This is a genomic window from Streptomyces sp. NPDC052079 (genome assembly GCF_040680275.1).
Classification (GTDB): domain Bacteria; phylum Actinomycetota; class Actinomycetes; order Streptomycetales; family Streptomycetaceae; genus Streptomyces.
The window spans coordinates 320,797-345,273 of sequence record NZ_JBFAWL010000001.1; the positions used below are offsets into that span (position 1 = coordinate 320,797).

Below are 24,477 nucleotides of genomic sequence, written 5' to 3' on the forward strand. Positions count from 1 at the left end.
GACTCATTCGATTTGAAACGTCACCCCCGTCCCCGGAACGGGTGATTAATGGGATGTCGCCCCATAGTGACGGAAATACGGCCCGCCGGGGGTGAACAGTAGGTCCACATGGACGACCACCACGACCTTGCGCGCCCCCGGGGTCTCCACGGACTGGACCACCGGATCGTCGCCGTGCTCAGAGCGTGCGGCAGGGACCCGCGGGTGGCCGGTGCCGTGCGCTCCCTGTCCTGGGCGGGGGAGCACGGGGCGGTGTGGCTGGCGGCGGGCCTCGCCGGTGCCGTCGTGGACCGCGCGCGGCGCGGCGCCTGGCTGCGCGGCACCGCCCTCACCGTGGGCGCCCACGCGGTCAGTGTGGGAGTGAAACGCGTCGTGCGCCGCCCCCGACCCGCCCACGTCGAGCCGTTGGTGGGCACGGTCGGCCGGCACTCCTTCCCCAGCTCGCACGCCACCTCCGCCGCGGCCGCCGCCGTCGCGTTCGGCGCGCTGGGCGCCCGCGCGGTGCCGCCGCTGGCCGCCGCCGTGTGCGTGTCCCGTCTGGTGGCCGGCGTCCACTACCCCTCGGACGTGGCGGCGGGCGCCGCCCTCGGCGCGCTGACGGCCCGGATCGGCGCCCGCTGGATGACCGGAGGCCCCGCGTGACCCTCCTGCGCGAGCGTTCCGACCGGCGCCAGAGCGCACCGTCCGGCAGGCGCCGCCTCCTCGGGGGCCTGATCAGGACCGCGCGGCCCAAGCAGTGGGTCAAGAACGTCCTGGTGATCGCCGCCCCGGCCGCCGCGGGCGAACTGTTCTCCGCCCATGCCCTGGCCCGACTCGCCCTGGTCTTCGTCCTGTTCACCGCCTGCGCCGCCGCCGTCTACCTGGTCAACGACGCGCGCGACGCCGAGGCCGACCGCGCCCACCCCACCAAGTGCCGCCGTCCGGTCGCCGCCGGGCAGGTCCCCGTACCGGTCGCCTACGCCGTCGGGATCACCCTCGGTGTCCTCGCCCCGGTATTCGCGGCCCGGCTGTGCCCCCCGGAGGTCGCCGCGCTGCTGGCCGCCTACCTCGTCATGCAACTGGCCTACTGCCTCAGCCTCAAGCACGTCCTCGTGGTGGACCTCGTCGTCGTCACCACCGGCTTCGTGATGCGCGCGGTGATCGGCGGACTGGCCCTCGGCATCCCGCTGTCCCGCTGGTTCCTGATCACCACCGGGTTCGGCGCGCTGTTCATGGTGGCCGCCAAGCGCTACTCCGAGGCCGTGCAGCTGGCCGGCACGGAGGGCGTTACGCGCGCGTTGCTCACCGAGTACACCACCGGCTACCTCCGCTTCGTCTGGCAGCTCGCCGCCGGTGTGGCCGTCCTCGGCTACTGCCTGTGGGCCCTGGAGGAGGGCGGGGTCCCGCACACCAGCGTGCTGCCCTGGCGGCAGCTGTCCGTGGTCGCCTTCGTCCTCGCCGTCCTGCGCTACGCCGTCTTCGCCGACCGCGGCACCGCCGGCGAACCCGAGGACGTGGTGCTGGGCGACCGCGCGCTCGCCCTCATCGGGGTGGTGTGGACGGTGATGTACGCCCTGGCGGTGGCGGACTGGTGAGACACCGTCTGCTCCGGCGGGAACTCCTCGGCTTCGCCGCCGCCGGTCTGCTCGCCTACGCGGTGGACCTCGCCCTCTTCCTGTATCTGCGCGGTCCCGCCGGACTCGGCCCGCTCACCGCCAAGGCCCTCTCCTTCGTCGCCGGCTGCACGGTCGCCTACGCCGGCAACGCGCACGGCACCTACCGCGACACGCGCGTGCGTGGGCCCCGCCCCTACGCGATGTTCTTCGCCGTCAACCTGGCCGGCGCCGCCGTACAACTGCTCTGCCTGGCCGTCAGCCACTACGGGCTCGGCCTCACCTCGCAACGCGCGGACATCGTCTCCGGGGCGGTCGTCGGCATGGCGCTGGCCACCGGTGTCCGGTTCTGGGGCACCAGGACATTGGTCTTCCGCGATGCGGGCAGAGTCCGCTCATGGACTGGCTGAAGAAGCTCCCGGGCGTCGGGCCGCGGCTGACCCGACTGATGCTCACGCACGCGTGGCGGTCGTACGAGCGTCTGGACCGCGTGCACTGGACACGTCTGGCCGCCGCGATGACCTTCAGGAGCTTCGTCGCCCTGTTCCCGCTGCTCACCGTGGCCGCCGCGATCGGAGCCGCCACCCTCGGCCAGGACCAGCAGACCACCCTCCAGCACAGGATCACCGACCAGGTGCCCGGCATCTCCGACCAGTTGAACGTCGAGGACCTGGTGCAGAACGCCGGCACCGTCGGCCTCATCGCCGGCGCCGTCCTGCTGTTCACCGGCATCAGCTGGGCCGGAGCGATGCGCGACTGTCTGCGCGCGGTGTGGGAGCTGCCCGACGAGGAGGAGAACCCCGTCCTGCGCAAGGGCAAGGACGCGGGCATCCTCATCGGACTCGGCGGCGCGCTGCTGATCACCCTTGTCGCCTCCACCGTCGCCTCCGCGCTGGTCGGCCGTATCAGCGACGCCATCGGGCTGGAGCACGGCGGCTGGGGCGGGCTCGTCCTGCAGGTCGCGGCGTTCGCCGTCGCCGTCGGCGCCGACTTCCTGCTCCTGCTGTACGTCCTCACCCTGCTGCCCGGCGTCGAACCCGCCCGGCACCGGCTGACCGTTGCCGCGCTCACCGGCGCGATCGGCTTCGAAATGCTGAAGCTGCTGCTCAGCGGCTATATGCAGGGCATCGCCGCGAAAAGCATGTACGGCGCGTTCGGCGTCCCGATGGCCCTGCTGCTGTGGATCAACTTCACCTCGAAGCTGGTCCTGTTCTGCGCCGCCTGGACGGCCACGCCGAGCAAGCAGGACGAGCCGGCCGGCGTCATGGACGCGAACGGCGGCGCACCAGGTCCGGCAGCGGCCAGCGCCGGTTGATCAGGAACGCGCCGCCCGCGAGCAGCACCAGCACCCCGCCGATGATGCCCAGCGCGACCCCGACGCCGTCGGTGCCGCTGCTCGCCGAGGCGCTCGCCACCGGCTTCGACCCGGCCCCGGCGCCCCCGGCCTCACCGGGAGAGGCGGACGGACCCGGGCGGGCACTGGCCTGTTCGGCGCTCTTCGGCGGCACCAGTTCACCGACCGGCTCGACCTTGCCGGCCGCCTTGAAACCCCAGTCGAACAGCCGCGCGGTCTCCTTGTAGACCTCGTTGGACCCGTTCTTGCGCGGGTTCATGACAGTGACGAGCAGCACCTTGCCGTCCCGCTCGGCGACACCGGTGAAGGTGGCGCCGGCGTTGGTGGTGTTGCCGTTCTTCACGCCTGCTATGCCCTGGTAGACGGGCACGTCAAAGTCGCCGCTCAGCAACCGGTTGGTGTTCTGTATCTCGAAGGACTTGCGGACCTTCTTGCCCTTCTTGTTCTTCTTCGTCTCGCCGGGGAACTGCGCCCTGACCGTCGAGCAGTACTCCCGGAAGTCCCTCTTCTGCAGCCCGGAGCGGGCTATCAGGGTCAGGTCGTACGCCGAGGACACCTGGCCCTCGGCGTCGTAGCCGTCCGGGCTGACGACCTGTGTATCGAGGGCCTGGAGCTCCTCGGCGTGCGCGTTCATCTCCTTGACGGTGTCCTTCACACCGCCGTTCATCGCCGACAGCACATGCACCGCGTCGTTGCCGGAGCGAAGGAACACGCCCAGCCACAGGTCGTGGACCGTATAGGTCTCGTCCTCCTTGATCCCGACCATGCTGGACCCGGCCCCTACCCCGGCCAGGTCGGAGACCTCCACCTTGTGCTTCGTGGTCCTGGGCCACTTGGGCAGCAGCGTGTCGGCGAACAGCATCTTCAGGGTGCTCGCCGGGGCCAGCCGCCAGTGCGCGTTGTGGGCGGCGAGCACCTCACCGGACTCGGCGTCGGCGACGATCCAGGACCGGGACGACAGCTCCTTCGGGAGCACCGGCACCCCGCTCGCCAGATTGACCTGCGTCCCCGGCCGGCCGAGCCGGGCACCGCCCACGACCGACATCTGCGCCGGGGGAGTGGCCGACGGCGTCGTCGACGGCTTGGGGGCCGCCGAAGCGGCGGGCGCGGTCAGCGCGGTGGACATCAGGACGGCGGAGGCGACCAGCAGCGAGCGCCGGACGGTGTTCTTGGGTGCGGGCACGGTCGGAAACGTACATGCCACACCCGAGGAAGTCCCGACCCGGGTTCCACCCCGGGCAAGGAACCGGTCAGGGGCCGGTGATACTGGACGCATGAAGCTCAGCCGCCCTGTCTCCTGGTTCCTGCTCGCCTTCGGGGTGTGGAGCTGGATCATCTGGATCACTTTCGTCAACAACCTGGTCAAGGACAGCAGCGGACTCGCGTTCGAGGACGGGAATCCCACGGCCTACTTCTTCGTTCATCTGACGCTCGCCGTCGTCTCCTTCGTCTTGGGGACGGTCATCGGGGGCATCGGGTTGCGCGGGCTGCGCGCACTGAGCCGGACGTCACGCACGACGTCGTAGACGTCACGCACGACGTCGTAACGGAAAGCAGGGGAACTCCGCACCGTGGCCATCGCCTTCGTACTCATCGCGCTGCTGGTCCTGGCCGTCCTGGTGACGGGCAACTGGTACGTGTGGCGGCGCCTGTTCCGGGACACCACGCGGGGTCCGGGCGCGGTGCGTCGCGCGGGTGCGGTGGTCATCGCGGGCGGCTGGGCGCTGACCGTCGGCGCCCTCGTCGCCGAGCGCGCCGGAGCTCCCTTCTGGCTGCAGCAGGTGCTGGCCTGGCCCGGGTTGCTGTGGCTGGCGCTGTCCCTGTACCTGCTGCTGGCGGTGCTCGGGGGCGAACTGGTGCGGCCGGTGCTGCGCCGGGTCCTGGAGCGGCGGGCGAGGGCTGCGGAAGCGGGGGTGGTGGAGACGGCGGACGCTCCGGCGAAGCCGCAGCCCATAGCGGCCGGGCAGGGGGCCGGGCCCGTCAACGGCGGCACGCCGGATGCCGGAGCGGGCGGCGAGGATGCCGTGTTCGGGGGTGGCGCCCATGTGTTCGACGCTCCGGCGTCGTCCTCCGGGCCTTCCCGGCGGCTGTTCGTGTCCCGTGTCGTCGGCGGGGCCGCCGCCGCGGCGGCCGTGGGGACCGTCGGCTACGGGACGTACGGGGTGCTGCGCGGGCCGCGCGTGAAGCGGGTCACCGTGCCGCTGGCCAAGCTGCCCCGCGCGGCGCACGGTTTCCGGATCGCCGTGGTGAGCGACATCCATCTGGGGCCGGTGCTGGGGCGCGGTTTCGCGCAGAAGGTCGTCGACACGATCAACTCGACCCAGCCGGATCTCATCGCGGTCGTCGGGGACCTGGTGGACGGCAGCGTGAAGGACCTCGGCCCGGCCGCGGCTCCGCTGGCGCAGCTGAGGGCGCGTCACGGGTCGTACTTCGTCACCGGGAACCACGAGTACTTCTCCGGGGCCGAGCAGTGGGTCGAGGAGGTGCGGCGGCTTGGGCTGAACCCGCTGGAGAATGCGCGGACGGAGTTGCCGTACTTCGATCTGGCGGGGGTCAATGATGTGGCCGGGGAGGACGAGGGGCAGGGGCCGGACTTCGCACGGGCGCTGGGGGATCGGGATCGGGGGCGGGCGTGTGTGTTGCTGGCACATCAGCCTGTGCAGATTCATGATGCTGTGGACCATGGGGTGGATTTGCAGTTGTCGGGGCACACGCACGGGGGGCAGCTCTGGCCCTTCAATCTGGTCGCCAGGGGTGTGAATCCGACGTTGGCGGGGCTTGAGCGGTACGGGGATACGCAGCTGTATGTGAGCCGGGGGGCCGGGGCGTGGGGGCCGCCCACTCGGGTGGGGGCGCCTTCCGATGTCACGGTGATCGAGTTGGCTTCGCGGGGGGCGTGAGGGCGGTTCTGGGTGCGGGCGGGGGGTGTTGTGCTTACCCGCGCTTGCGGGGTGCCGCTGCGCCCACCCGTGCCGCCCCAGCGGCACGACTGCCCGCAGCTCGGGTGATGTGACTGCCCGTAGTTGTGCACCCGCTCATCCCGTGCCGATGAACCGGGAAAGCGCTGTCGTCAACGGGTCCGCGGACGCCGTGCCGTCGAGACGGCCCACCGGACGCGGACTGCGCAGCGCGCGCAGGAACTGCGTCCGTGCGTCCGTGGCCGCCTGCGCCGCCGTCCGTGCTCTCGGTCCCGGGTGCGCGGGGGCGGCAGGGGCCGGCGGGTGACGACGCATCACGGTCTCCTTCGGTCAGCGGTCGGATCGGCTGCGGCGGAGGTGGTCGACGATCAGCGCGCACATCGTCGACGACCAGTACGGAGGAAAGATGTGCCCCATGCCCGCCATCCGCCACAGACGGGCCCGGGGGATCACCCGGCGCAGCTCCTCGCCGTGCTCCGGCGGGAACACCGAATCCTGCTCGCCGTGTACGACGAGCGTCGGTAGGTCGAGGGCGGGGAGCCGCCCGGTCAGCGGGGGCGTGCGGTCCAGGGCGGTCAGATGGCGCCCTGACGTTTCGGGATCCGATCCGCGGGCGCTGACCCGGCGCACCAGGTCCACCCAGTAGGCGTAATCGAACGGCATCACGGGCTCCACCAGCACCTGCGTGAGCCGGGCGACCCGCTCCCGCATCGGCCGGCGCGGGCCGGGCAGCCCCGTGCGCGGCGGCCGCCGCACATCCCCGTTGGCGTCCGGCGAACTCGACAGCAGCACCAGCGACCGCACGAGTTCGCGCCGCTCCAGCGCGAGCAGCTGCGCCACCATGCCCCCGAAGGACTGTCCCACCACCTGCGTCGCGCCCGGCCCGAGCCCGGTGATCACCTCGGCGGCGTCCGACGCGGGGGCCGACAGGTCGTACTCCCCCGGGGACTTGTCCGAACGGCCGGTGTCCCGGTGGTCGTAGCGCACCACGAAGTACCCGTGGGCCGCGAGCCGGCGGCACAGTTCGTCGGGCCAGACGATGCCGGGCGCCGCTCCGCCCATCACCAGCAGCACCGCCGGATCGCGGCGGCTGCCGAAGGTCTCCTTCCACAGCCGCAGACCGTCCCGGGTCGTGATTGACGTCTCCACCGGTCTGTTTTGTCCCCTTGGTAATGTGCCACGGACCGCTGATCAACGTCCCTGGGGGATCAATGACCCATGTCCGTACGGCACTTGTTCTGATCGATCTGCAACGGTGGATCGTCGACATGCCGTGGCGGCCGGTCGGCGGTGACACCGTCGTCGAGGCGTGCGGCAGGCTCCGCGACCACTTCACGGACCAGGATGCCTCCACCGTCGTCCTTGTCCGCTATGTACGCGCCGACGGTGCGGACGGCGGTGTCTCCGCCGCCCCCAACCAGCTGGTCCCCGGCTGCGCGCCGCGCGCCGGCGACCACCTGGTGACCAAGAACGGTCTGGACGCCTTCGAGGGCACCGAACTCGCCGACGTGCTGCGCCGCGAGCAGGTCACCGAGGTGGTGATCGCCGGACTGTCCACCGCGCACGGAGTCGCCTCGACGACCGCGACGGCGCTGCGGCTGGGCTACGACGTGGTGGTCGCCGAGGACGCCACCGCCAGCGTCGACGAGGCCCAGCACCGCGAGGCCCTCGACCGGCTCACCGCCCTCGGCGCGCGCACCGCCCGGGTCGCGGACCTCACGGCCGCGCGGGCCGCCGGGGAGTGACCCGGCGGCCGTCCGGTCACTGGCAGCTGACCGCCGTCGGCCTGACCACGTACACGATGCGGTGCTCCGCGTCCGGCGGCGGACCGTCCAGCTTCATGCCGTACCGCTCGGCGAGCTGCGCGAAGAACTCGGCCGAGGAGAAGCGGATGTACTCGCCGTCGGGTGCTTATGTGCTTGCGGTCACGGCGAGTCCGTACGGCTCCCGCGCGGCGCAGGTGACCACCGTGGCGGACGGACTGCTGGCGCACGACGTGGGCTGGATGCCGTCAACTGACGGTTCCGGGGCGCTCGTCGGCGGCGGGCGCCCCCTTTCTCGAGGGGTCCGGCAGCGCCTTCGTCATCCCGGGCAGGAACTCGGTGAACAGTTCGTGCACGTCGCGGACCAGCGGCCGCAGCACCCGGAAGCGGGACAGGGCGACACCCCGCGCGGTGAGGCGGGCGCCGCGCTCGGCGAGCCGGTAGCTGCGCTCGCGGCCCTCGGTGCGGTCGAAGACCCAGTACAGGACCAGGCCCATCTGGGAGAGCCACATCAGCTCGGGCAGGACGTCCCGCAGATCCTCGGGCACCTTGGTCTTCGTCCCGGCGAGCACCGCGCGGTGCACGCTGATCGCCTCCGCGCGCGCGTGCTCCGACTCGGGGGAGAAGGGGCTGAGCGGGCTGTCCGGGTCAGCCGCGTTCTTGAAGAACTGCACCGCGAACTCGTGGTACGGCGTGGCGATGTCCAGCCATGCCTTCAGCACGCCCGCGAGCCGGGCCTCCAGGTCGGTCTCCCGGGCCAGGATTTCCCGGGTCGCCGCCTGGTGCTCGGCGGCGATCCGGTCGTAGAAGCCCTGGATCAGGTGTTCCTTGCCCTCGAAGTAGTAGTACGCGTTGCCGACGGAGACGCCTGCCTCCTTGGCGATGGCCCGCATGGTCGTCTTGTCGTACCCGCGCTCCTGGAACAGCCGCATGGCCGTCTCGAGGATCAGGGCGCGGGTCTGCTCGGACTTGCTGAGTGCGGCGCCGTCGCCGGGGCCGTCGTTCTTCGCGGACACGGAAACAGAGCCTAACGCCAGGGCCCGGCCTGCTACGGGGCGGTGCAGTCGTCGGCGTCGCAGCTCGGCGGGGTGTAGCTCCAGCCACCGCGCGGGTCGTACGTCCACCCGTCGCCCCGGTGGTACACGCTCCCGCCCCACCGGGCCGTGGCGCCGCGCCACTTCGCGGCGGCCAGCACGGCGCCCTTGGCGAGCCGCGCGCCGGACGGGGTGCTCAGGCGGTGGGCCAGCCGCCGGTGGTTCCGCAGCGCCCAGAGGGTGACGATCCAGGCGGCGGCCCCCCGGTACACCTGACCGCCGTCGCCCACGACGGTGATCTCCTCCAGGGTGGCTCCGTGGTCGAGGCCCGGGAACGCGGCCCGGGCCGCCGGTGATCCCGCCGGGACCAGCTCCAGCGGCACCAGCTGCGGCTGGCGCACCAGCCAGTCCCGTACGAAGGCGCAGAGGGAGCACTCGGCGTCGTACAGCACGGTGAGCCGGCGGACCGGGACGCGTGCGGCGTCCCGGTCCCCGTACGCGGTCGCCATGCCGCTCACGCCCCGGCCGTGGGGGCGACCCAGCCCTGCGGAGGCACCGGCGGCAGCTGCTCCCGCTCCATCACCCCGCGCCGCCGGATCTTGTTGAGCACGTACACGTTGGCCAGGTGCATCACCCCGAGCACCAGCAGCACCACGCCGAGCTTGGTGGACAGGGCCTCGAAGATGCCGCGGGTGTCGGTGATCGTCTCGTCGTCGCTCAGGTACAGCGCGACGAACCCGAGGTTGACGAGGTAGAAGCCGACCACCAGGAGGTGGTTGACGGCTTCGGCGAGCTTCTCGTTGCCGTGCAGCACGTCGGAGAGGAAGATCCGCCCGTTCCTGCTCAGTGTGCGGGCCACCCAGACGGTCAGCCCGATGCTGACGACGAGGTAGATGACGTAGGCGATGACCGTGCGGTCCATGTCCCCCAGCCCTTCTTGAACGCGTTCAAAACGCTGACAGGGTGACTCTAGACCTATGTTTTGAACATGTTCAACTCGCGGGCTGTGGTGTTCTGCGTCACGCATGCCGAAGGGCCCCGTCTCCAGCCGGGGACGGGGCCCTTGAGGGACGTACGGCGTACCTCAGTAGCGGCGCGTGATCAGCGCACGCTTCACCTCGGCGATCGCCTTCGTGACCTCGATACCGCGCGGGCAGGCCTCCGTGCAGTTGAAGGTCGTGCGGCAGCGCCACACACCCTCGCGGTCGTTGAGGATCTCCAGGCGCTGCTCGCCGGCCTCGTCACGCGAGTCGAAGATGAAGCGGTGCGCGTTGACGATGGCCGCCGGGCCGAAGTACTGCCCGTCGTTCCAGAACACCGGGCACGAGGACGTGCACGCGGCGCACAGGATGCACTTGGTCGTGTCATCGAAACGCTCGCGGTCCTCGGCGGACTGCAGGCGCTCACGCGTCGGCTCGTTGGTGTCCTTCGTGATCAGGAAGGGCATCACGTCCCGGTATGCCTGGAAGAACGGCTCCATGTCCACGACCAGGTCCTTCAGGACCGTGAGGCCCTTTATTGCCTCGATCGTGATCGGCTTCTCGGGGTTGATGTCCTTGATCAGCGTCTTGCACGCCAGACGGTTCTTGCCGTTGATCCGCATGGCGTCGGAACCGCAGATGCCGTGGGCGCAGGAACGGCGGAAGGTCAGCGTGCCGTCCAGATCCCACTTGATCTTGTGCAGACCGTCGAGGACCCGCTCCTTGGGGTCGATCTCCAGCTGGAAGTCTTCCCAGGTCGCGTCCGCCGAGACCTCCGGGTTGAACCGGCGGATCCGGAAGGTGACGGTGATGTAGGGGGATTCGGCGGCGCCGGGCTCGGGGGAACCGGCCGCGTCCGCCTTGTCCAGAACAGGGGTAGCCATCAGTACTTACGCTCCATCGGCTGGTAGCGGGTCTGGACGACCGGCTTGTAGTCCAGACGGACGGTCTCGGTGCCGTCGGCGCCGACCTCGCGGTACGCCATCGTGTGGCGCATGAAGTTGACGTCGTCACGGTTCGGGTAGTCCTCGCGGTAGTGACCGCCGCGGGACTCCTTGCGGGCCAGCGCCGAGACGGCCATGACCTCCGCCAGGTCGAGCAGGTTGCCCAGCTCGACGGCCTCCAGCAGGTCGGTGTTGAACCGCTTGCCCTTGTCCTGGATGGCGACGTTCTTGTAGCGCCTGCGCAGCTCGGCGATCTTCTCGACCGCCGTCTTGATCGTCTGCTCGGTGCGGAACACCATGACGTTGGCGTCCATGGTCTCCTGCAGCTCGCGGCGGATCTCGGACACCCGCTCGCTGCCGGTGGACGAGCGCAGCCGCTCGATCTGCTCGACGACGAGCGACTCCGGGTTCTCCGGCAGCTCGACGAAGTCGGCGGTCTGCGCGTACTCCGCCGCCGCGATGCCGGCCCGCTTGCCGAACACGTTGATGTCCAGCAGCGAGTTGGTGCCCAGACGGTTGGCGCCGTGCACGGACACACAGGCCACCTCGCCGGCCGCGTACAGGCCCGGCACGACGGTGGTGTTGTCCGCCAGGACCTCACCCTCGACGTTGGTCGGGATGCCGCCCATCGCGTAGTGCGCGGTGGGCTGGATCGGAATCGGGTCCGTGTACGGCTCGATGCCGAGGTAGGTCCGCGCGAACTCGGTGATGTCGGGCAGCTTGGCGTCCAGCTGCTCCGGCGGGAGGTGCGTGAGGTCCAGGTAGACGTGGTCGCCCTCGGGACCGCAGCCGCGGCCCTCGCGGATCTCCGTGTAGATGGAGCGCGAGACCACGTCACGCGAGGCGAGGTCCTTCATGACCGGCGCGTACTTCTCCATGAAGCGCTCGCCGTCCTTGTTGCGCAGGATGCCGCCCTCACCGCGGGCGCCCTCCGTCAGCAGGATGCCCATGCGCCAGATGCCGGTCGGGTGGAACTGGAAGAACTCCATGTCCTCCAGCGGCAGCCCGCGCCGGTACACGGCCGCCTGGCCGTCACCGGTCAGCGTGTGCGCGTTGGACGTCACCTTGAAGAACTTGCCGGTGCCGCCGGACGCGTAGATCACGGACTTCGCCTGGAAGACGTGGATCTCGCCGGTCGCCAGCTCGTAGGCCACCACACCGGCGGACTTCTTGACGCCGTCGACCTCGGTGATCAGCTGGTCCAGGACGTAGAACTCGTTGTAGAACTCCACGCCCTCCTTGACGCAGTTCTGGTACAGCGTCTGGAGGATCATGTGACCGGTGCGGTCGGCCGCGTAGCAGGAGCGGCGGACCGGGGCCTCGCCGTGGTTGCGGCTGTGGCCGCCGAAGCGGCGCTGGTCGATCGTGCCGTTGGGCGTCCGGTTGAACGGCAGGCCCATCTTCTCCAGGTCGAGGACCGAGTCGATGGCCTCCTTCGCCAGGATCTCGGCGGCGTCCTGGTCGACCAGGTAGTCACCGCCCTTGACCGTGTCGAAGGTGTGCCACTCCCAGTTGTCCTCCTCCACGTTGGCGAGCGCGGCGGCCATGCCGCCCTGCGCGGCGCCCGTGTGGGAGCGGGTGGGGTAGAGCTTGGTCAGGACAGCGGTGCGGCTGCGCTTGGTCGCCTCGATGGCGGCACGCATACCGGCGCCACCGGCGCCGACGATTACTGTGTCGTACTTGTGGATCTTCACTGGTCTCGCCTCACTGCGGGGCTTTGTCGGAGACGGTGGTGCGAGCGTCGGCCGCGGGTGCGGGGTTGTGTCCCGGGGTACGCAGCATGATTCTCGCAGCCCCGTGCCTAGCGGATGTTCGGGTCGAAGGTGAAGATCACCAGCGTGCCCAGCAGGATGGTGAACACCGTGGCGGTGTAGAGCAGGGCCTTGAGCCACAGCCGGGTGTTCGGCCGCTCCGCGTAGTCGTTGATGACCGTGCGCAGGCCGTTGGCGCCGTGCAGCATGGCGAGCCACAGCATCAGCAGGTCCCAGAACTGCCAGAACGGCGAGGCCCAGCGGCCGGCCACGAAGGCGAAGCCGATCTTGGAGACGCCGCCGTCGAGCACCAGCTGGATCAGCAGGTGGCCGATGACGAGGACGACCAGGACGACGCCGGACAGACGCATGAACAGCCAGGCGGCCAGCTCGAAGTTGCCCCGGGTGGACTTGGGGGTCTTCTTGGTCCGCTTGCGCGGGGGCTCGATGACCGGCGCCGGGTTGTCGACGGAGTAGAGCGAGGCACCCTCGACGGGGCCGATGCCCGAGGCGGAGGTTTCAGTCGTGGACATGGGCGTCAGCTCCCGAACAGTTCACGAGCGGCGTGGCCGAGGACGGGGTAGATCGCCCCGAGCATCAGCACGACCCAGACGGCGACGACGCTCCAGAGCATCTGCTTCTGGTAGCGGGCGCCCTGGGCCCAGAAGTCGACGGCGATGACACGCAGGCCGTTGAGCGCGTGGAAGAGGATGGCGGCCACGAGGCCGTACTCCAGCAGCGCGACGATCGGCGTCTTGTACGTGGCCACGACCTCGTCGTAGGCCTCGGGGGACACCCGCACGAGAGCGGTGTCCAGCACGTGAACGAACAGGAAGAAGAAGATGAGGACGCCGGTGACTCGGTGAGCCACCCAGGACCACATTCCTTCCCGGCCGCGGTACAGCGTTCCAGCCGGCACGGAAATTTCCTCCGGGAGCGGGGATTGGGGCCGCGCCGGCTTTCCTTGTCGGTCGGGCCCGGCCGGGTACGGTCCACCGGCCCCCAGCATGGTAGCGACGAGTGCCTGCGGCGCTTACAGGGGGCCTGCCGGTGTGATCAAACTTGCACTCGAAGAGGTGCGGGGCCCGTTTCTGGCGGCTATCGGGGTGGGGTTTGGCCGGATATGCCCGGTGTGGGGCCGTCTGTTGCCGGTCGCGCGGTTCCCCGCGCCCCTACGAGGTCGGTCAGCCGCTGTCTGGCCAGGCGGCGGAGTTGCTCTGCTGCCACGACCCGTTCGTCCTCGGGATCGTTTGCCAATCGTGACCGGATGTCGGTCAGGACCCGGTCCAGGGACTCTTCCTCGGGGACCCCCTCCAGCGAGATGACGAACACGTGGCCGAATTTGGCCGCGTAGGCCGCGTGGGCCGCGCTCAGGGCCGTGTGGGCGGCGGAGTAGGTGGCCTCGGGGAGGTCGGGGAGGGATTCCGCCGCCAGGGCCTCCTCCAGTTCCTTGGCGGAGAGGTCGTACGCCGCCTCGTCGGAGGCCGCCAGGAGGGACGGCAGATCGGGGTACGGGCGGTGGCCGGCGAGGCGCAGGGCCCAGCGCAGGCTGTGCAGGCAGGCCAGAAGGGCGCGCTCGGCGTTCTGGGCGGGGGCGGTGTTGAACCGCTCCAGCGGGGACGTGGTGCCGGGCGTGCCGCGGGACTGTCCGGGTATGGCGACTCGGCCGGGGAGGTCTGGGAGACGGTGCGCAGGCAGCGTGATTCCTCGTGGGCGTCGCGTGTGTGTCGGTGGCAGATGCTGTGAGAGTTGTGACCTCACGTTATCGAGTGAGTCCGAGACGTGTCCGATCGGTACCCCCGATTCACCCGAACGGCAGGGTTTGAGAACCGTTCGGTGACGCCTTTCACTCGAACGAGTCGTACGTTGGCGGGGTGAGTGAGCACAGTCAGCACAGGCGGCACCGGCGGCGCTCGATGGCGGGGGCGGTGAGGGAGCGACGGGTGCTGGTCTCGGCCGTCGCCGGGGGCGCGCTGGTGGCCGGGACCGGACTGGGCGTCGGCCTGTGGGCGTCCTCGGACGACGGCGCGTCCGTGGGGTCGGCGGCGGCACAGAGCCCCACGCCGAGCCCCACGCGCTCCTACCCCCTGTCGAAGGCGCCGCGCACCATACCCGCCGTCCGTGAGCACACGGCGGAGCGCGGTCCCGGGTGGCGTCCCGCGCGGGACCACCGGGTGGTCGTGGCCGATCCGGTGCTGGCCGACGAGGGCCGGCTGATAGCGGGCGAGCTGGGGCTGACGTACGTGGGCGAGGTGGACGACGAGCGGGACGGGGACCTCCGGCTGGAGCTGAACCGCGGCGCCGGCGCCAGCCCCGAGTCGTACACGATGACCGTGCGGGGCGGACGGGTGACCGTGACCGCCCCGGCCGAGGCGGGCGTGTTCTACGGCACGCGCACCCTCAAGCAGGAGATAACCGGGGCCGGCGCCGCACCCGAGGGCGTGGTGCGCGACGAGCCGGCCAAGGAACGGCGCGGGATGATGCTGGACATCGCGCGCAAGCCTTATAGCGCCGACTGGATCGAGGACCGGATCCGCGAACTCGGCGACCTGAAGTTCAACGAGCTCGGCCTGCACTTCTCCGACGACCAGGGCTTCCGCATAGAGTCCGACTCCCACCCCGAGATCGTGTCCCAGGAGCATCTCACCAAGGCCCAGGTCAAGGAGATCGTCGACCTCGCGGAGAGCCGGCACATCACCGTCGTACCCGAGATCGACTCGCCGGGCCACCTCGGCGCGGTCATCGCCGCCCACCCCGACCTGCAGCTGCGCAATGTGAGCGGCGGCGCGGTGCGCGGCGCGATCGACATCTCCAAGCCGGAGTCCGCCGAGATCGTGGACGATCTGCTGAACGAGTACGCCGGTCTCTTCCCCGGCCGCCAGTGGCACCTCGGCGGCGACGAGTACCAGGCCCTGGTGGTCCCCGACCCCGAGGCGTCCTTCCCGAATCTGGCCGCCGCCGCGCGGGAGAAGTACGGCTCCGGCGCGACCGTCGAGGACCTGACGACCGGCTGGCTCAACGACCGGGCCGCCACCGTCCGCGCCCACGACCGCACGCCCCGCGCCTGGAACGACGGCTTCTTCCGCGGCGGTTCGGTACAGGCCGACAAGGACATCCGGGTCGCCTACTGGACGGGCAAGGAGATCGGGGCCCGGGAGCCCGCCGAGTATCTGCGCGAGGGCCGCGAGGTCATCAACTACAACGACGAGTTCCTCTACTACGTGCTCGGGGAGCCCCTGACCTTCGTCTATCCGACGGGGCAGCGGATCTACGAGCAGTGGACGCCGCTGGTGCTGCGCGGCACCACCGCGGTTCCGGAGCGGTACGACGACCAGATCCTCGGCGGGTCCTTCGCCATCTGGGGCGACCTGCCCCGCGCCCAGACCCAGGAGCAGGTCGCGGCCGGCATCCGCATGCCGCTGCGGGCGACCGTCCAGAAGCTGTGGGACCCGGGCCGACCCGAGCTGTCCTGGACGCAGTTCCGCAACCTCGCGGACCAGTTGGGCTGACCGCCGCGCCGGCTCGTCCCCCCGACGGATTGCCGCATAAGCCTGCGAACCCCCGTGCGACTGTGGTGATGTTTTCGTGATCCGAACCGACACACCGGGGGGAACGGCAGCACATGGGCTACTGGGGGTATTTCGTCGTGGGCCGCGGGGAGCGGCCGCTCGCCGAACTGGACACGCTGGCCGGTGCGGCCGGGGGCCTGACCCTGCGCACCTCGGCGCCGGACGGATGGCAGGTGTGGGAATACCCGGGCGGCCAGGGCGACATCGGGAACATGAACGACCTGGCCCGGGAGACCGGCGCGCCCGCGCTGTTCGGCTATGTCATGGACAGCGACTGCGTGGTCGTGGAGGCGGCGTCACCGGAGAGCGGGGCGTGGACGACCTGCCTCGCACGGACCGCCATGGCCGGGTATCTCGACGGACAGCAGGAGGGGCTCACCGTCGACGACTACTTTCTTGAGCCCGCCGACGCGGCCGAACGCGCCGTCTTCTGGGCCGAGGAGGCGGGGCACACGGTGTCCGCCGAGGACCTGGAAGAGATCCTCAGGGCCGACCCCGATCCGGTGGCCGAAAACCTCTTCTTCCGTCTCCTCGACCGGCTCGGAGTGGTGCCCGAGTGACACTCCGGGCTCATCGCACGCAGTAAGGGACGATGCGGGCTCCGTGAGGGACGAGGCCCGTGAAGGGCCTCTTCGGGGGCCTGCGAGGGGCCTCTCACGGGGCCCGTGACGACCCGCAAGGGAGGCGTGGATGAGCCTGGTGGAACTGATCGCACAGGCCGACGAGCGCGGGCTGGCCGTGAGCGGGTTGGCTTGTTTGGATCGGTGCATGCCGCTGCTGGACGGCGACGACGAGGTGCTGCGCCCGCTGTGGGCGAGCCTCGCGGAGGACGCCGCCCCCGGCGACTGGGCCGAACGGCTGGAGCAGGTGCGCGGCAAGCTGGACGCCGCGCCCGGCGACGCGGACGAGTCCGTGGCGCTCGCGCACCGGATGCTCGCCACCGCCCCCGCGGAGCGCTCCGCCGCCGGGCTGCGGGAGTGGGCCGACGCGTGCTCCCTCGCCGCGCTGCGGATCCACCGGCTGCTGGACGGCGCCGAAGCCGACGACGGCGGCCCGGCCGACCTGCGCCGTGCGGGCGGGGCCGACGGCCTGTCGCCGCTCCTGGCCGCCGAACTGCGCCGCCAGATATCCGTGCTGGAGCTCCTGTCCGCCCACGGGCCGACCGGGCTGCGGGGCGCGCTGGAGGTGTCGACGGAGGGGCGGCGGGTGCTCCGCGCCGCGGTGTCCCGCCGCAGCCGCAGGGACGGCTGAGGCGGCCTTCTGTAACCGTCCTGGGGTGGTCCTGCGACCGTTCTGGGAACGCCCGGAATCCGGGTGACGAAACGCTTCGCCGCAGCGCTCTTCAGGATGTGACGACTGCGACGACTGTGACGACACAGCAGGAGACCAGGCCCTCGGCGGCGACGAAGCCGGTCCGCTGGGCGGCGGACGCGGTGGCGGCGATGCGCGAGGGGGCACGGCTGCGCCTCGACTACTCGGCGCGCAGTCTGTGGAGCATCGACCGGATGATCGAGGACATACGCCAGGAGGCGGCCCCGTACGCCGCCGTGGAACTGGTGCTGCGCGGACTGGGCGCCTACGCCGGTGAGGTGATCATCCGTCAGGCCGGGGGCGAGTGGTGGTCCTCCGGCGGCGACCACTGGGTCCGCACCCCCGACGGCCGCCTCTGGGACCCGATCGACGAGGCCCGGCGCTGCTACACCCACGACGGCTCGCTGCGGCTGCTGTGCCGGGACGCCGCCGGCGGGGGACCGCGCCCGTAGGGCCTGTCGTTCGGTCACGCCGCGTACGCGGGGCCTGGCACGCGCATCTGCGGCGTTGTCGTCGGTTGCCAGGGCTCCGCCCTGGCGCCCTCCTCCGCCTTGCAGCTGCACGCACCAGGCCCCGCTCACGGTGCCGACAAGGCACCGCCAGTTCCCTGCGACATGATCCGAACGACAGGCCCCAGCCCTGCGCGAAACGGCCGGGGCCCCGCGCGCACCGCGCGGGGCCCCGGCCGTCGTCGTCACCGGGTCACGGTGTCAGCGTGCCGCCCAGCCGGACGTCGGCCGCCAGGCCGAACGTGCCCCTGCCGTAGAACACCGTGTCGCCGTACCCGAGTCCCGAGCCGTTGCTCGGGAGGTACACGACCGCGCCGTCCCAGGTGTCCTCGCCGTCCGCGCCGAACGTCAGGTCCGCGCGGCCGTAGCCCGACAGGTCCGTCAGGGACACCGCGGACCCGAACCGGTCACCGGACTCCGTGGCGCCGGGGACGCCGGAGGTGTCCTGGGACACGAACACCGCGCCGGAGCCGGTGATGCCGGAGGACGTGCCCCGGAGCAGGATCGCGGCGCCCGCGTCCTTGCGGTTGGCGCCGTCGCGGCTGAGGTCCTCGCCGGGGGAGCCGGTCAGGACGTCCGCGTAGCCGTCGGCGTTGTGGTCGCCGACGGACACCGAGGTGCCCAGCGCGTCGCCGACCTCGTTGCCGCCGGGGACCCCGGTGGTGTCCTGGTGGACCGTCTTCATTCCGGAGGTGGTGAACCCGGACGAGGTGCCGAGCAGCATGGTGATCCGCCCGCCCGACGTCGTACCGCCGGACTCCCCGGCCGCCGGCTGGCCGATGACGATGTCGTCGTAGCCGTTGCCGTTGATGTCGCCCGCGGCGATCGAACGCCCGCCCTTGACCGAGAGGACACCGGCCTTGGCCAGACCGGACGCGGAGCCCGCGAAGCGGACCACACGGCTGATGCCGCCGGTGTCGCGGTAGTTGAGCGCGACGTCCGCGTAGCCGTCCCCATTGAAGTCGCCGCTCGCCGCGTCCAGGTGGGCGATGGCCCCCGTGGCCGTGGTGAGCGTGCCGGACCGGGTGGCGCCGCCGGTGTGCCGGGCGTTCCAGTTGCCGCCGTTGCCGGAGCCGGCGGCGAACACGTCCGCCCTGCCGTCGCCGTTGAAGTCACCGACGGCGACCGTGGTGCCGAGCTTCGCGCCGGTCTCGGTGACCCCCGACGTGGTGTACCCGAAACCGGTGTTCAGCTCCGGCCCGTACATCACCACGACCGAGCCGCGGTCGGCGTGGCCGCTGGTGTCGTTCTCGCCGGGGACACCGATCGCGAGGTCGGCGTGGCCGTCGCCGTTGACGTCGCCCCAGGCGGTGGAGGTGCCGAAGCCGTCACCGGACTCGTCGTTGCCGGAGACGCCGGGGCTGCTCTGCATGAGCGTCCTGCGGGCGCCGGTGACCGGGCCGTCGGTGCCGCCCGGGACCACCGAGACGCTGCCGGCGCCGCTCTTCACCCGCGGGGTGCCGGCGGCCAGGTCGGCCAGGCCGTCCCGGTTGTAGTCCGAGGTGGCCAGGGCGTGCGAGATGCCCGGGGTCTTGGCGAGCGCGGCGATCCGGGACAGCTTCGGGTACAAGTTCCTGCCCGGGCAGGCCGTGTAGTTGGTGTCCCGGTGGCCGAAGACCCGCGGCAGGGTGACCGACTCACCCATGTCGATCTTGTTGCCGCTGTCCCCGGCTTCCCTCCCGGAGGTCAGCGTGACCGTGCCGGTCGGGTCGATGCCGTACATCCCGAACTTCCAGGCGACGACGCGGGCGATCGAGTCCATCGCGGCCCGGCTGGGCTGCGCGCTCTCGAAGTTGCCGATGTACGAGATGCCGAGCGTGTCGTTGTTGAAGCCGACGTCGTGGGCGCCGACCACCGGCAGGTCCATGCCGCCGCTGCGGCCCTCGAAGATCTGGCCGCAGCGGTCGACGAGGAAGTTGTAGCCGATGTCGTAGTAGCCGCGAGCGAAGTGCTCCTGCTGGATGGAGCGTGTCCGGGCGCGCGAGTCGGCGCAGGAGAGGCCGTTGTCGCTGTCGGTGCCGGTGTGGTGGATGACGGCGGCCTTGATCTCGGTGCCGTAGCTCGGCGTGCCGTCGTAGTCCGTGGACGCGCCCCACTCCGCCTGCGTGATGACCGGCGGCTTCACGACCGTCGAGGGGCGGGGCTCGGGAACGGTGGGCGTGGGGGAGGGCGACGCGGTCTGCGTGACGGTCCCGGACAGGGTTGCGTCCGGCGTCGCGGGCGCGGTGTCCGTGGCCGTCTGTGTCGCGGGCGCCGACGACGGCGGCTCGGTGGCCCCCGGCTGCGTCTCCGTTGGCGCCGGGGTCACCGAGGCCGTGGTGTCCGCCGCGAACGCGACCGGGTCCATGTCCGCCACGTCCGGCGCGCCCTCGGGGTCCGTACCGGGGTCGAGCAGCGTGACGTCCATCCCGGCCGGCTGGCCGCCCGCCTGGGTGCCGTCGTCCTTCACCACCCGGACCTCGACGCCGTCGGCGTCGCCGGTCCACAGCGAGGCCGTGCCGCCCCGGGTGGCCGCCCGCTCGCCCTCGGCGCCGTCGGCCTGGTTCGGCTCCTGCTCCAGCTCCTTCCAGCCGGACCACTTGCCCGTCTCCAGGTCCCTGGTGCGCACCTCGGGCGTGCCCTTGGCCTTCGCCTCCGGGTTGTCCCAGGTCACGAGCACCGCGCTGAACTGCTCGGTCGTCCGCCGGTCGAGCCCTCGGCGGCCGGAGCCCCGGTTCTCCAGCTTCAGTGAGTGGATGCTCGGATCGCGGGGCTTCTCCGCGGTGTCGGCCGGCGCGGACGACTGGTCGGCCACCGCGTACGTGACCACTCCCGCGCCGCTGAGCACGACGGCCCCGACGGTCAGCCACACCCTCCGTCTCAGGCTGAGCGGCTTGTACGCATGGGTCCTGCGAGGACTCAACTACCCCACCCCTGGAAATGGAACATCGGCACCACCTGTCCCACAGGTGGCACTCACCCAGCGTCAAGGCCTGGCCAAACGTCACAGCCGCGGTCACCGGATCCGTACATCCGCCGATTCGCCTTCACGGACGTACGAGCGGCCAAAAGGTTGTACGGAGTCTGTGATGCGGCTGTGTGGTGATCGCCACGTCCGTGACCCGTGATGATCACGAGGCGCCACCCGCTTGGTCTGCTGGGGGACCTCGCCTGGGTTCCTGGCCAGACCGAGCGGAGGGGCGGTGTCCCGTGGGGGCGGCGGACGAGCGAGTGCCGGGCGCGCGACAGATGCGCCCGTGTGCGGCGGCCTTCGTCGCCCGGGCGACCGGGCGCAGCCGGCTTCCGCTGGACTACTCCGTGGCCAGCCTGCGCGTCGTCGACGCCTTGGTCGACGGGCTGCGCAAGGGCGCAGCGGACAGCGAGCGGGTGCGCGGCACGTTGTTCGCCCTCGGTGCCTACGTCGGTGAGGTGCTGGTGCGCCGCGCGGGCGGCGTGTGGGTGGATCTCGACGAGGGGCAGCGCGCGTACTTCGGCCAGCCGGTCGGGGTGCGGATGCCGGACGGACGGATCTGGAACCCGGTCGGCAAGGTGCACAACCGGTTCGAGGCGGGCCGGGAGGAATCACTGCAGACCTTTTACTTGGTCTTACACGGGCGTGCCGGACGGACCACCGCCGCCTGACGATGAACAACGTGACATGGGGGGATTCCCGTCGTGGGGAAGCGTGACGGACGTGGGGAACGACGGGGGCAGGGGGAGCGGGCCGGGAACGGGGACCGGCAGGGACGCGGAGAGGGACGGGGGCGCGGCGGCCGGCGCGGGGGCCGAAGCGAGCCTCGGCGCGCAGCCGCCCGGGGGCGGTCACGGTCAGGAGGCCGGCGCTGGACCCGGACCGTACCGGCCGGACTCGCCTTCGCGGCGGTGATGATCGCCTCGGGAGCGGCCGTGGCGTACTACCAGGACCGGCACGGATCGGCCGCCGGCGACGTGGCTGCGGCCGCCGGGGACATGCTGGAGGGGAAAACCGGCGGGACCGGCGCGGCCCCGCCGTCGCAAGCTCCGGAGAGCCCCGACGCCTCCCCCTCCCCGTCCTCCTGGTCCCCCAGCACGTCCCCGTCCCCCTCCGCCTCGGAGTCGTCGGAGTCGTCGGAGTCGTCCGAGCAGATCGACATCCCCGCCACCGGACCCGGGACCTTCACCACCGCGGGGGCCGACGGCACCGTCGTCGGTACGGGCAGCCGCGTCCGGCGGTACAAGGTGCTGGTCGAGAACGGCGTCGACGTCTCGGCGAGCGCGGCCGCCGCCGAGATATCCGCGGTGCTGGCCGACCGCCGGGGCTGGACCCGGGACGGTGTGAACTCCTTCCAGCTCGTCAGCTCCGGTGCGTACGACTTCGTTGTGAAGATCGCGACACCCGGCACGACCGACCGCATCTGCGGCGCCGCCGGTCTGCTGACCCGCGGCGAGGTCAACTGCAGCGTCGGCACGGACGTGGTGGTCAACCTCAAGCGGTGGGTGCTGGGCTCACCGCAGTTCGACGGCCCGATCGGCGAGTACCGCGCGCTGATCGTCAACCACGAGGTCGGCCACCGCATCGGACACGGCCACGAGACCTGCCCCGGGGCCGGCCGTCCGGCCCCCGCGATGATGCAGCAGATCAAGGGACTGCGCGGCTGTGTCGCCAACGCCTGGCCCTACGGCCGGGACGGTTCCTACCTCGGCGGGCCCGCCGTCCCCTGACGGCGGGTCACCTGCCGTGACCGGCGCTGATGTGACGCACGGGGCGTCTGACGACCTGTGACACTTTCCTGGCGCCGGACGCTGATGACCGTGGGGGTGTGGGCGCCGACGGACGTGCCTATGCCAAGCGATAGGGATGCGCTACCCGCTCGCTACGGACGAGGACGGTTCTTGGGCCACGGAGGCGAACCCCGCCGCGCACAGGCGTACGACGGGGAACTGGGCGCGGCCGTCGCGCGGGCCCAGAAGGGGGACGAGGCCGCCTTCGCCGTGGCCTACCGGCTCGTACAGCCTGGGCTGCTCGGGTACGTGCGCGGGCTCGTCGGGGACGACGCCGAGGACGTGATGTCGGACGCCTGGCTGGAGATCGCCCGCGACCTGGGGAGGTTCAAGGGCGACGGGGCCGGGTTCCGGGGCTGGACGGCGACCATCGCCCGGCACCGGGCGCTGGACCATCTGCGCCGGCAGCGGGTGCGGCCCCGGGCGTCGACGATCGAGCAGGACGTACTGGACCTGCCCGGGGCGCAGAGCACCTACGACCAGGCCATGGAGGCCATATCGACCGAGTACGCCCTCCAGCTGGTCGGCGGGCTGCCGCGCGACCAGGCCGAGGCGGTGCTGCTGCGCGTCGTGGTCGGTCTCGACGGCCCCGCCGCCGCCCGCGTCCTCGGCAAGCGCCCGGGGGCGGTACGGACGGCCGCGTACCGGGGCCTGAATCGGCTGGCCAAGCAGCTCGGCGCCGAAAGTGTGACGGATGAGGCGTCGCCGACGCTGGGTGAGTCGACATGACCGCGGGCCGGGACGGCGGGCCGCGCAGCGGCGTCCGCCCCGGCCCGTCCGGCTTAGGCCCTTGGGCCGGATGCTGAACAGGCCGGACACGCGGAACGTATCCGTCGGTCCGGGCCCGGCCCGGCCGCGCGGGTGTTCCGCGTGAGCGCGTCGTGCCGCACGGAGCCGTGTGGACCGGGTGAACCGAGTGGATCGAGCAGGACCGAGCAGGGACGGGAACGGACATGGGTGAACGGCAGAGCGACGGCGGGCGGTCCGGCCGTCGGCGTGTGCACCCTGAGGGCAGGGTGCCCGCGCAGGACCGCCCGGCTTCCGTGCCCGGTGGCCGCCCCGTCGTCGGCACGGCCGACCTGCAGACGCTGCTCGCCGCCGCGCTGATCCGCGAGGGTGTGGACGCCGGGGCCGAGCAGCGGGCCGTCGCCGCGTTCGTCGCGGCACGGGAGTCGGGTGCGCATGGCATGCGCACCCGGCGCCGGGACGACTGGCGGGCCCGTCGGCGGCGGTTCGGCAGCCGCTCGCTGAAGGCCACGCTCTCCGCCCTGGTGGCCGGCCTCACCCTGAGCGGGGTCGCGGTCGCCGGGATCGGCGTGGAGGGCTCCTCGACGGACGGACCGGCGGAGCACGCCAAGGGCACCCAGGCGCCGTCCGGCACCACCCCTGCGGCCACTCCGAAGTCCGCCGACCCGGGCACCGGCTCCGACGGCCGGGACGCGAACCGTCCCGACACGGCCAAGGACACCGAGGCCCACTGCCGCGCCTACGAAAAGCTCAAGGGGCGCGGCAAGGCACTGGACGCGACGGCCTGGAAGCGCCTCACGGAGGCAGCGGGCGGCGCGTCAAACGTCGACGCCTACTGTGCGGGCCAGGCGGACCAGGACGGCGCGCGGCCCGGAAACACCGGGACGCCGGAGAAGAGCACGGCCGGCCCGGACAGCTCCGGCAACGGCGCCCCGGGCAACGAGAGCAACGCCCCGAACAGCGGCACGGCGTCCGGCAGCACGGGGAACGCGAGCAACGGAAACAACGGAAACAAGGGGAACGGCCCGGACGCCGGTGCAGGCGAAACCGCGGGAAAGCCCGCCGAGCCGGGCACCGGGAACCCGTGACGTACGCCCGTTGAGGCCCGCTACCGGAAAAGCCGAAGAACACGGCGCTCGCCGCACCCGCGCCGAGGCAACACGCGCCAGGACGGACCGATGACCTTCTTCGGTCACACTCGGCCGTCTGCGAGTGCACGCGTTCCCTGAAGGACACTTCTTCCCCAACGAGCGCACCGGGGAAGT

Annotated in this window: 26 protein-coding genes; 15 read left to right on the top strand and 11 right to left on the bottom strand. The window is 71.4% G+C overall.

Annotated elements, in window-relative coordinates; translation table 11 throughout:
- Positions 1-108: 108 nt before the first annotated feature.
- From AB0L56_RS01600 to AB0L56_RS01615, 4 genes are read left to right on the top strand one after another with little or no spacing between them, the layout of a single operon-like run.
- Positions 109-642: a phosphatase PAP2 family protein gene (locus AB0L56_RS01600; protein ID WP_365417737.1), complete on the top strand. Its 534-nt coding sequence runs from the start codon at positions 109-111 to the stop codon at positions 640-642.
- Complete coding sequence (locus tag AB0L56_RS01605) at positions 639-1,574, top strand: decaprenyl-phosphate phosphoribosyltransferase (RefSeq protein ID WP_365417740.1); 936 nt, start codon at positions 639-641, stop codon at positions 1,572-1,574. The genes AB0L56_RS01600 and AB0L56_RS01605 overlap by 4 nt, the downstream gene beginning before the upstream one ends.
- Positions 1,571-2,002, top strand: coding sequence for a GtrA family protein (locus tag AB0L56_RS01610; RefSeq protein WP_365417743.1), 432 nt, complete (start codon positions 1,571-1,573; stop codon positions 2,000-2,002). The genes AB0L56_RS01605 and AB0L56_RS01610 overlap by 4 nt, the downstream gene beginning before the upstream one ends.
- Positions 1,990-2,907, top strand: a complete 918-nt coding sequence (locus AB0L56_RS01615) for a YihY/virulence factor BrkB family protein (RefSeq protein ID WP_365417746.1) — start codon at positions 1,990-1,992, stop codon at positions 2,905-2,907. The genes AB0L56_RS01610 and AB0L56_RS01615 overlap by 13 nt, the downstream gene beginning before the upstream one ends.
- Here AB0L56_RS01615 and AB0L56_RS01620 read toward each other — a convergent pair.
- Positions 2,855-4,129, bottom strand: a complete 1,275-nt coding sequence (locus tag AB0L56_RS01620) for a D-alanyl-D-alanine carboxypeptidase (protein ID WP_365417748.1) — start codon at positions 4,127-4,129, stop codon at positions 2,855-2,857. The two genes, AB0L56_RS01615 and AB0L56_RS01620, sit on opposite strands and share 53 nt — an antisense overlap.
- Before the next feature lie 91 nt (positions 4,130-4,220).
- Here AB0L56_RS01620 and AB0L56_RS01625 point away from each other — a divergent pair, with 91 nt between their 5' ends.
- The gene (locus tag AB0L56_RS01625) at positions 4,221-4,472 is read left to right on the top strand and encodes a hypothetical protein (RefSeq protein ID WP_361021632.1); all 252 of its coding nucleotides are present in this window, start codon (positions 4,221-4,223) and stop codon (positions 4,470-4,472) included.
- Between the two features lie 45 nt (positions 4,473-4,517).
- Complete coding sequence (locus AB0L56_RS01630; protein ID WP_361021635.1) at positions 4,518-5,846, top strand: metallophosphoesterase; 1,329 nt, start codon at positions 4,518-4,520, stop codon at positions 5,844-5,846.
- Between the two features lie 348 nt (positions 5,847-6,194).
- On the opposite strand, the gene AB0L56_RS01635 is transcribed toward AB0L56_RS01630, so the two are convergent.
- On the bottom strand, positions 6,195-7,013 hold the full coding sequence (locus tag AB0L56_RS01635; protein ID WP_365417751.1) for an alpha/beta fold hydrolase: 819 nt from the start codon (positions 7,011-7,013) through the stop codon (positions 6,195-6,197).
- A gap of 62 nt (positions 7,014-7,075) precedes the next feature.
- Between AB0L56_RS01635 and AB0L56_RS01640 the strand changes: the two genes are divergently transcribed.
- Positions 7,076-7,609 (top strand): isochorismatase family cysteine hydrolase, encoded by a 534-nt coding sequence (locus AB0L56_RS01640; RefSeq protein WP_365417754.1) that lies wholly within the window; start codon positions 7,076-7,078, stop codon positions 7,607-7,609.
- 266 nt (positions 7,610-7,875) lie between these two features.
- Here the strand turns inward: AB0L56_RS01640 and AB0L56_RS01645 are convergent, their stop codons facing one another.
- The 8 genes from AB0L56_RS01645 to AB0L56_RS01680 form a co-directional block, all read right to left on the bottom strand.
- Positions 7,876-8,643, bottom strand: coding sequence for a TetR family transcriptional regulator (locus tag AB0L56_RS01645; protein WP_361021644.1), 768 nt, complete (start codon positions 8,641-8,643; stop codon positions 7,876-7,878).
- Between the two features lie 32 nt (positions 8,644-8,675).
- Positions 8,676-9,170 (bottom strand): DCC1-like thiol-disulfide oxidoreductase family protein, encoded by a 495-nt coding sequence (locus tag AB0L56_RS01650; protein ID WP_361022387.1) that lies wholly within the window; start codon positions 9,168-9,170, stop codon positions 8,676-8,678.
- A 5-nt stretch (positions 9,171-9,175) separates the two neighbouring features.
- Entirely contained in the window at positions 9,176-9,583 is a 408-nt protein-coding gene (locus tag AB0L56_RS01655) for a hypothetical protein (RefSeq protein ID WP_361021647.1), read from the bottom strand.
- 162 nt (positions 9,584-9,745) lie between these two features.
- Positions 9,746-10,525: a succinate dehydrogenase iron-sulfur subunit gene (locus AB0L56_RS01660; protein ID WP_361021649.1), complete on the bottom strand. Its 780-nt coding sequence runs from the start codon at positions 10,523-10,525 to the stop codon at positions 9,746-9,748.
- Positions 10,525-12,279: a succinate dehydrogenase flavoprotein subunit gene (gene sdhA / locus AB0L56_RS01665; RefSeq protein ID WP_361021652.1), complete on the bottom strand. Its 1,755-nt coding sequence runs from the start codon at positions 12,277-12,279 to the stop codon at positions 10,525-10,527. Before sdhA ends, AB0L56_RS01660 begins: the two co-directional genes overlap by 1 nt.
- 107 nt (positions 12,280-12,386) lie before the next feature.
- Complete coding sequence (locus tag AB0L56_RS01670; protein ID WP_361021655.1) at positions 12,387-12,869, bottom strand: succinate dehydrogenase hydrophobic membrane anchor subunit; 483 nt, start codon at positions 12,867-12,869, stop codon at positions 12,387-12,389.
- A 5-nt stretch (positions 12,870-12,874) separates the two neighbouring features.
- Complete coding sequence (gene sdhC / locus AB0L56_RS01675; RefSeq protein WP_361021658.1) at positions 12,875-13,255, bottom strand: succinate dehydrogenase, cytochrome b556 subunit; 381 nt, start codon at positions 13,253-13,255, stop codon at positions 12,875-12,877.
- Positions 13,256-13,434: 179 nt separating this feature from the next.
- Positions 13,435-14,097 (bottom strand): 2-oxo-4-hydroxy-4-carboxy-5-ureidoimidazoline decarboxylase, encoded by a 663-nt coding sequence (locus AB0L56_RS01680; protein WP_361021661.1) that lies wholly within the window; start codon positions 14,095-14,097, stop codon positions 13,435-13,437.
- 155 nt (positions 14,098-14,252) lie between these two features.
- On the opposite strand from AB0L56_RS01680, the gene AB0L56_RS01685 reads away from it, so the two are divergent.
- From AB0L56_RS01685 to AB0L56_RS01700, 4 genes are all read left to right on the top strand, one after another.
- A complete protein-coding gene (locus AB0L56_RS01685; protein ID WP_365418801.1) occupies positions 14,253-15,845 on the top strand; it encodes a glycoside hydrolase family 20 protein in 1,593 nt (530 codons plus the stop codon).
- A 113-nt stretch (positions 15,846-15,958) separates the two neighbouring features.
- Positions 15,959-16,465 (top strand): hypothetical protein, encoded by a 507-nt coding sequence (locus tag AB0L56_RS01690; RefSeq protein WP_365417760.1) that lies wholly within the window; start codon positions 15,959-15,961, stop codon positions 16,463-16,465.
- 130 nt (positions 16,466-16,595) lie between these two features.
- Positions 16,596-17,156 (top strand): hypothetical protein, encoded by a 561-nt coding sequence (locus tag AB0L56_RS01695; protein ID WP_361021667.1) that lies wholly within the window; start codon positions 16,596-16,598, stop codon positions 17,154-17,156.
- Positions 17,157-17,272: 116 nt separating this feature from the next.
- A complete protein-coding gene (locus AB0L56_RS01700) occupies positions 17,273-17,668 on the top strand; it encodes a hypothetical protein (protein ID WP_361021670.1) in 396 nt (131 codons plus the stop codon).
- Between the two features lie 250 nt (positions 17,669-17,918).
- Here the strand turns inward: AB0L56_RS01700 and AB0L56_RS01705 are convergent, their stop codons facing one another.
- Entirely contained in the window at positions 17,919-20,627 is a 2,709-nt protein-coding gene (locus AB0L56_RS01705; protein ID WP_365417764.1) for an N-acetylmuramoyl-L-alanine amidase, read from the bottom strand.
- Between the two features lie 326 nt (positions 20,628-20,953).
- On the opposite strand from AB0L56_RS01705, the gene AB0L56_RS01710 reads away from it, so the two are divergent.
- The 4 genes from AB0L56_RS01710 (at position 20,954) to AB0L56_RS01725 (ending at position 24,300) form a co-directional block, all read left to right on the top strand.
- Positions 20,954-21,346: a hypothetical protein gene (locus tag AB0L56_RS01710; RefSeq protein ID WP_361022393.1), complete on the top strand. Its 393-nt coding sequence runs from the start codon at positions 20,954-20,956 to the stop codon at positions 21,344-21,346.
- A gap of 243 nt (positions 21,347-21,589) precedes the next feature.
- Complete coding sequence (locus AB0L56_RS01715; RefSeq protein ID WP_365418804.1) at positions 21,590-22,405, top strand: DUF3152 domain-containing protein; 816 nt, start codon at positions 21,590-21,592, stop codon at positions 22,403-22,405.
- Between the two features lie 171 nt (positions 22,406-22,576).
- Positions 22,577-23,194, top strand: coding sequence for an RNA polymerase sigma factor (locus tag AB0L56_RS01720; RefSeq protein WP_361021676.1), 618 nt, complete (start codon positions 22,577-22,579; stop codon positions 23,192-23,194).
- 224 nt (positions 23,195-23,418) lie between these two features.
- Positions 23,419-24,300: a hypothetical protein gene (locus AB0L56_RS01725; protein ID WP_365417767.1), complete on the top strand. Its 882-nt coding sequence runs from the start codon at positions 23,419-23,421 to the stop codon at positions 24,298-24,300.
- Positions 24,301-24,477: the final 177 nt, after the last annotated feature.